The organism is Streptomyces sioyaensis (assembly GCF_004122735.1).
In the GTDB taxonomy this organism is placed as follows: Bacteria; Actinomycetota; Actinomycetes; order Streptomycetales; family Streptomycetaceae; genus Streptomyces; species Streptomyces sioyaensis.
Genome location: NZ_SDIF01000208.1, coordinates 1 through 6,766, shown reverse-complemented (window position 1 = coordinate 6,766; position 6,766 = coordinate 1). Strand labels below are relative to the sequence as shown.

The following is a 6,766-nucleotide window of genomic DNA, read 5'->3' as shown; positions in this document are numbered from 1 at the left end:
CTCCCCGCCAGGTCCGACACCCTCCCCCGCCGGCGCCCGGTCACTTCGCGTCCGCATAGCACTCCACCACCGCTGTGGTGAACGGAAAGCGGACGGGGGTGTCGCCGAACGCGATCCGCCCCGCCGTCGCGGCCGCCGCGGTGATCGCCCCGGACACGGTCGCCGCCTCCTCGGCAGGGCAGTGCACGATCACCTCGTCGTGCTGGAAGAAGACCATCTCGGCGCGGAGCCCGCCCTCGGACAGCGCCCGGCGCAGCGCCGCCAGCACCAGCAACGCCCAGTCGGCCGCGCTGCCCTGGACGACGAAATTACGGGTGAACCGGCCGCGGGCGCGGGCGGCGGCCGAGCCGGTGCGGTACTCGGACTCCTGCTCCTCCTCCTGGGGCAGCCCCGCCTCGTCGGGCGGTACCACGGACACCGGCGGGCAGGTGCGCCCCATCCAGGTGCGCACCAGCCGGCCCTCCTCGCCCGCGCGTGCCGCCTCGTCCACATACGCCACCGCGGCCGGATAGCGGCGGCGCAGATCGGCCAGGTGCGTGAGGGCGTCACCGGAGGTCTGGCCGTAAATGGCGCCCAGCAGGGCGAGCTTGGCCCGGTCGCGGTCGCCGCCGAACGCCCGGGCCGCCAGATCCGCGTACAGATCCGCGCCGCTGCCGGCCACCTCCATCAGGCCCCGGTCGCGGGAGACGGCCGCCAGCACCCGCGGCTCCATCTGGTCGGCGTCGGCCACCACCAGGCGCCACCCCGGATCGGCGCGTACGGCCTGCCGGACCACCTTGGGGATCTGGAGTGCGCCGCCGCCGTTGGTGGTCCACCGGCCGGAGACCGTGCCGCCGGGCAGATACTCGGGACGGAAACGGCCGTCGTGCACCCACTGCTGGAGCCACGACCAGCCATGGGCGGTGTGCAGACGGTAGAGCGTCTTGTACGCCAACAGCGGCTCCACCGCCGGATGATCGATCCGCTGGAGCTCCCACTTGCGGGTCGAGGCGAGGGAAATCCCGGCGCGGGCAAAGGCCTTGACGATGTCCTGGGGCAGATCCGGGCGGACCCGCGCGTCCGTACCGAACGCCCGGGACACCTCATCGGCCAGCTCCGCCATCCGCCGCGGCTCCAGCCCGCCCGGATAGCGCGCGCCCAGCAGCCGGTCGAGGAGTTCGCGGTGGACGTCCGCCCGCCAGGGCACCCCGGCCCGCCCCATTTCCGAGGCGACCAGCATGCCCGCGGACTCGGCGGCGAGCAGCAGCCGCATCCGCTCCGGATGTTCCGCCTTCTCCGTACGCGCCACCTGGCCGGCATAGACCTCCAGCAGCGCGGCGAGCTCGTCCGTGCCGGGCGGCAGCGGCACCGGGCCCGGCTCGAACAGGGACGGCTGGGTCTGCGCCGTACGGGCGGGCCCGTCCTGCGGAACGGGCAGGCCGTGCAGCCGCGCCCAGGCAGCGGCCAGCGAACGCGGCTGGCCGTACTGCCCCTCCTCATGGCCGATCAGCAGCGCCTCCGCGGCCTCCACGTCATAGCAGCGCTCGACCCGCACCCCCGCCGCCAGCAGCGGCCGGTAGATCTCCGCCGTGGACCGCCACACCCACCGCTCGACCTCGGGACGGCTGCGCACGGCCGCGGCGAGCGAGGGCTCCCGCAGCACCGGCCCCGCGGCCCGTCCGTCCGGGGCGAGCGGGCAGAGACGAGCACCCCCGTCGCCCGTCTCCGCCACCGCCCATCTCATGACCCCGAGTCTTGCACCAGGGTCTGACAACGGGCCCTGACCAGCACGGACGACACGTGCCGGAGCCCCCGCCGGCGCGGACGCCGGGGACACCCCTCCGCCAGGCGGCGCCTGCTCAGCAGCCACTTCACGACGCCATGGGACACCTCGCCACCGACAACCACCATGTGGCACCGGGAGATTGGTGCGGGATCCGCAAGGATGAGGAATATTGTGGCGCTGAATTTCTTCGGCCATCGCATCACGCATTCACCCGAATGAAGCGCTACTTTCCCCTTGTTGGTGCGTTGAGCAGCTTGTCGCTCAATGCGGCGCATCACAGATATCTGCTTGCTGCTCAGTGAAGAGGTTCACCGTGAAGTTTGTCTCCAAGGCCGCTGTCCTGTCCGCCGCCGCGGGCATTGCCGTCGTGGGCGGGGCCGGTGTGGCCAGCGCCTACGGCGCCGGCGCCGCGGGCGTTGCCCAGAACTCGCCCGGCATTGTCTCCGGCAACCTCATTCAGGTCCCGATCGACCTGCCGATCAACGTCTGCGGCAACACCGTCAACGCCGGCGCGCTGCTGAACCCGGCTTTCGGCAACACCTGCGTCAACCTCTGACCACCGTACGGTGCTTGAGGCCCGGCCTGCGCCCGGGCGGGGCCTCTCGGCGGCAAAGGCCGGTACGCATTCCGTACCGGCCTTTCGTATGCCCAAAAGGCCCCGATCACGCAACGCGGCCCAGCGTCAATGATATGTGTCTATTGGTTTCGTGGCATTCGGGTGAAACGGCGAAACCGCTCCCTCAGAAGCGAGTTGACCAGGGCGCTCCGGATACGGGCACTCCGCTTCGAGAAGGGTAAATCGTGATCAAGAAGGTCCTGGCCACGACGGCTGTAGCCGCGTCCGTCGTCGGAATCTCGGCGACGGCCGCCCCGCAGGCGATGGCGATCGGGAACCAAAACGGCACGTCCACGGTCAACGGGAACGGCGTCAAGAGCGCGTTCGGCAACTCGACCACCGTGGGCCGGATGAGCCCGCAGCTGGAGCTCATCCAGGGCTCGCTGAACAAGCCCTGCCTCGCGCTGGGCAAGGTCGACGCCCAGGTCTTCGCCGGGGCCGTCCCGATCGCGCTGCAGGACATCAACGTGCTGTCCAGCTCGCAGAACCAGCAGTGCACCGAGAACTCGACTCAGGCAAAGGGCGACGACCCGCTGTCGCACATCCTCAGCGACATCCCGATCCTGTCGGGCAACGGCGTCGGCAACCACTGAGCCGGCCATCGGCTGCAGGCCCGGACCGCCGGCTCTCCTCTCCAGAGCGGCCCGGGGCCTGCGGTACCCCGTTACGAACCGTAGGGACGGAATTTCTCGATCCCCCTTTCGGTAGGAATTCGTATTCGGCGGATACCTCGCCTGTTCGAACTCCGGTGTTTTTTCCGCGTCGTATGCGCGGTGGCAATCTCTCGAAACGGTCGTGCACCCTTCGGGCGATTCCTCCGAAAACCTCCGGGCAAGAGTTTCGTCCACGAGGGCAAATCGTTACCAATATCGGCAGCGGCGTTACGGGCACAGCGCCCGAGCGACACGACGGTCGTGTGCGCTACGGACCCGCTGCAAGGAAGGGCAGAAAGTGAAGTACGCAAAGGTCGCAGCAATCACCGCCGGCACGCTCATGGCGGTGGGCTCGGCAGCGCCGGCGTTCGCCGACGCCGGTGCCGCAGGGGGCGCCAAGAACTCCCCCGGAGTCCTCTCCGGCAACGCCATCCAGGTTCCGATCCACGTTCCGATCAACCTGTGCGGCAACACCATCAACATCGTTGCTCTGCTGAACCCGGCGTTCGGCAACACCTGCCTGAACCACTGACTCGAAGAAATTCGAGCCGTGTCGATGTGACCCGGCCCCGGTGCGCGGTCCCCTGTGCACCGGGGCCGGTTGCCCTTCATTTCCAGTGGGCACCCGCATAACCCTCCAATTTTCGGGCGGATGAGCCGAGAAGGGCGGAACTTCAGGGTTTCCCCGGACGAAGGCACTCGTTAATCACGCTGAAAGCGGTGACCCGGGCAGCGAAGTGATTGCTCACCTGGCGCTGATGTCGCGGGACCGCCAAGCACCGCCCGAGAAGGGACAGTTGAAGTGAAGTACGCAAAGTCTGCTGCGGTTGTCGCCGGTTCCGTCATGGCACTGGGGGTCGCCGCGCCCGCTTTCGCCGCCCAGCCCGGCGCTCCGACCATGAGCCTCAATGGCGGGCTGACCGACGCCCTGAGCAACAAGCAGCTGGACGGCCACCAGCTCACTCCGCTGATCAATACGGTCAAGGCTGCGGAGGGCAAGGTCAGGTCGACCAACGCGAAGAAGCTGCTCCGTGGCGTTGCCGGGACGGCCAAGAAGACTCCGCTGCTCGGTGGGCTGCCGCTCAAGTAATCGCTCAAGTGATTCCGGGGCGGGTGGCGTTGACCGCCGGAGGGCGGATTTCGGAGCTGCCCGGCCGTGGAACGGCGACGGGTGTGGACTTCCCAGCCCGTAGCCGCGCCAGGTGAGTTCGATGCGGATATCGAGATTTCGCGGTACGTGGCTGCGGATTCAGGTGCCCGGAGCCGCACCACGCCTCGGCCGTTTCTCCTTCCGAGCGCCGGTGCCCGGTCGTGAAGCCGAGCGGCCGAAACGGCTCAGGGCGCGGCTGTTTGAGTGAATGGCAACAACCAAAAACATCCTTGTGAGTTGGGCAGATTGCCCGGCCCAAGGGCATCCCGAAACACGAAGGACCAAAATGATCAAGAAGGCTCTGGCGACCGCGGCCGCGGCTGCGTCCATTGTCGGCGTGGCCGCCGCTGCCGCCCCCGAGGCGATGGCGATCGGTAACCAGCACGGAACGTCCACCGTCAACGGCAACGGCGCTACGCAGTTCTACGGGAACTCGACCACATACGGTTACATGAGCCCGCAGATCGGCCTGATCCAGGGCTCGCTGAACAAGCCCTGCATCGCTGTGGGCAAGGTGCCGGTCCAGGCTCTCGCCGGGGCGGCCCCGATCGCGCTGCAGGACATCAACGTGCTGTCCAGCGCGCAGAACCAGCAGTGCACCGAGAACTCGACCCAGGCAAAGGGCGACGACCCGCTGTCGCACATTCTGGACAACATCCCGATCCTCTCCGGCAACGGCGCGCACAACCACTGACCGGACGCGTACGACCCGGGCCGCCCGGTCCTCCTTCTTCCGGGCGGCCCGGGTTTCCGCTGTCCGGCTCCGGAGCGGAAGTGTTATTCGCTCGTGACTGAATTCCGGTGAGCCGGATCGTTAGGAATGGCGTGTGGAGGGAAGCTGCCAATGCCCTTGCAGGATTGATGGGGCTGCCGGGGCATTGGCTGCCGTCCGTAACCAAGCAGGGCCTGCGAATCCGTTCATCGGTATCGCAGGCCCTGTGGCATGCAATGCGAATTGACGTTCCGGGCCGACAAGTCGCACTGTCGGTATGCGAATTGGGGCGTTGTCGGCCGCCGCGGCGACGGTGATGTCGCTGCGGGAAGTTCGTGCCAGCTATTCGGGTGATGATGCAGAACTCCAGCCGGTATGGCGGGTTGTTCAAACAGGGCTCCCGTGTCGGGAGTTTCTTCTCCTGAAGGGTTTTCGTGATGAACAAGATGATCGCGGGCGCGGCAGTGGCGGCGTCGTTGGTCGGCACTTCCGCCATGGCCGCTCCGCAGGCCATGGCGATCGGTGACCAACACGGCACCAGGACGGTCAACGGAAACGGGGGGTCGTCGGTCTTCGGCAACTCGACCACGCGCGGCTCCCTGAGCCCGCAGCTCGGGCTCATCCAGGGCTCGCTGAACAAGCCCTGCCTCGGTCTGGGCAAGCTGGATCTCCAAATCCTCGCCGGCGTGGCGCCGATTGCGGCGCAGGACGTCAACGTGCTGTCCAGCTCGCAGAACCAGCAGTGCACCGAGAACTCGTCGCAGGTCAAGGGCGACGACCCGCTGTCGCACATCGCCGACGACATTCCGATCCTCTCCGGGAACGGTGTCGGCAACGGCTGACGGCCAACGGCCCAGCCGCATCACCGCTGGTGTCTCGGGCGGTCGGCGCCGCGCATGCGCTGCCGACCGCCCGGTCGTGTGAGCGGCGGGCGGCGGTCCGTAGGCCATGACTGCGGAGGAAGGACGAGAGATGCGACAGAGCCTGAAGGCGTGCGTGTTCGTGGTGGCGGCGTCGGGTGTGCTCGGTGCGAATTGCGGCGCGGCGTCCGCGGATGCCGGCGCCGGGGGAGGCACGACGAACTCTCCCGGGGTGCTGTCCGGGAACAGCGTCCAGGTGACCGTGGACACGCCGGTCAATGCGTGTGGCAATACGGTGGACGCGGGCGCGGCGCTCAACCCGGCATTCGGCAACGGGTGCGGGAACGGTGCGCCGCCGGCCCTTCAGCAACCGCCTCCGGGGCAGCGGCCTCCGGAGGCGGAGGGCGCCCCGGGGGTGCACTGGAGGACCGCGGGGCCGGCGAAGCACGCCGAGCCGGTGCGGCGCCCGGGTCCGGAACGCGCCGAGCGCCCTGCTCCGGTGCCGGCGCCGGTGGCGCATGCCCCCAGGCCCGCCCCGCGCCCCGCACCGGACGCACGCGTGGATGAGGCGGCGCGGGCCGGGACGTCGGCGGGATCCGCGCTGCTGGCCGCCACCGGGCCCGCTGCGCTGAGTGCGCTGGCAGGTACGGGCGGTGGGCTGCTGCTGGGCGGCGTGCTGCTGCTGCGCAGGGCGCGTCCGCGGCGCAGATGAGGCGGGGACGGCCGCCGGGCGGTGTCCGCGGGCCCGGCGGCCGGGTCCGACGGGCCGCTCGGCCCGCACCGCCCGCTCGGCTCGCACCGCCCGCTCGGCTCGCACCGCCCGGTCGAGCCGGCCGCCGGCCAGGCCGGACGGCTCGACCGCGGGCCGTCGTCGCGCTGTCGGCGGGCGGGGCCGCGGCAGGCGGCCGCCCCGGGGGCGTACGACGGATCGTGCGGATCCACGGGTGAGGACCGGGGGCCGGTGGTAGGGGCAGGGGCGTGGTGTCGCTCAGGGGTGGGGACCCGCGGGG

8 protein-coding genes are annotated in these 6,766 nt (G+C 69.6%); 7 read left to right on the top strand and 1 reads right to left on the bottom strand.

Features of this window, described 5'->3' with window-relative positions; genetic code table 11:
• Positions 1-40: 40 nt before the first annotated feature.
• A complete protein-coding gene (locus tag EST54_RS32705) occupies positions 41-1,723 on the bottom strand; it encodes a bifunctional 3'-5' exonuclease/DNA polymerase (RefSeq protein WP_129251310.1) in 1,683 nt (560 codons plus the stop codon).
• Positions 1,724-2,078: 355 nt separating this feature from the next.
• Between EST54_RS32705 and EST54_RS32700 the strand changes: the two genes are divergently transcribed.
• The 7 genes from EST54_RS32700 to EST54_RS35140 all read left to right on the top strand — a co-directional run bounded on the left by EST54_RS32700 (position 2,079) and on the right by EST54_RS35140 (position 6,468).
• Positions 2,079-2,321, top strand: coding sequence for a chaplin (locus EST54_RS32700; RefSeq protein WP_129251309.1), 243 nt, complete (start codon positions 2,079-2,081; stop codon positions 2,319-2,321).
• A 245-nt stretch (positions 2,322-2,566) separates the two neighbouring features.
• Positions 2,567-2,974, top strand: a complete 408-nt coding sequence (locus tag EST54_RS32695; RefSeq protein ID WP_129251308.1) for a rodlin — start codon at positions 2,567-2,569, stop codon at positions 2,972-2,974.
• Positions 2,975-3,332: 358 nt separating this feature from the next.
• Positions 3,333-3,566 (top strand): chaplin, encoded by a 234-nt coding sequence (locus tag EST54_RS32690; RefSeq protein ID WP_129251307.1) that lies wholly within the window; start codon positions 3,333-3,335, stop codon positions 3,564-3,566.
• 312 nt (positions 3,567-3,878) lie between these two features.
• On the top strand, positions 3,879-4,124 hold the full coding sequence (locus EST54_RS32685; RefSeq protein ID WP_239013149.1) for a hypothetical protein: 246 nt from the start codon (positions 3,879-3,881) through the stop codon (positions 4,122-4,124).
• Between the two features lie 346 nt (positions 4,125-4,470).
• Positions 4,471-4,878, top strand: a complete 408-nt coding sequence (locus EST54_RS32680) for a rodlin (RefSeq protein WP_129251305.1) — start codon at positions 4,471-4,473, stop codon at positions 4,876-4,878.
• 455 nt (positions 4,879-5,333) lie between these two features.
• Positions 5,334-5,738: a rodlin gene (locus EST54_RS32675; RefSeq protein ID WP_129251304.1), complete on the top strand. Its 405-nt coding sequence runs from the start codon at positions 5,334-5,336 to the stop codon at positions 5,736-5,738.
• Between the two features lie 130 nt (positions 5,739-5,868).
• Positions 5,869-6,468, top strand: a complete 600-nt coding sequence (locus EST54_RS35140; protein WP_203525423.1) for a chaplin — start codon at positions 5,869-5,871, stop codon at positions 6,466-6,468.
• Positions 6,469-6,766: the final 298 nt, after the last annotated feature.

Bases quoted from the DNA above. Each gene is read 5' to 3' on its own strand.
- EST54_RS32685 (WP_239013149.1), top strand. From the start codon at position 3,879: ATGGCACTGGGGGTCGCCGCGCCCGCTTTCGCCGCCCAGCCCGGCGCT.
- EST54_RS32675 (WP_129251304.1), top strand. From the start codon at position 5,334: ATGAACAAGATGATCGCGGGCGCGGCAGTGGCGGCGTCGTTGGTCGGC.
- EST54_RS32680 (WP_129251305.1), top strand. From the start codon at position 4,471: ATGATCAAGAAGGCTCTGGCGACCGCGGCCGCGGCTGCGTCCATTGTC.
- EST54_RS35140 (WP_203525423.1), top strand. From the start codon at position 5,869: ATGCGACAGAGCCTGAAGGCGTGCGTGTTCGTGGTGGCGGCGTCGGGT.
- EST54_RS32705 (WP_129251310.1), bottom strand. From the start codon at position 1,723: ATGAGATGGGCGGTGGCGGAGACGGGCGACGGGGGTGCTCGTCTCTGC.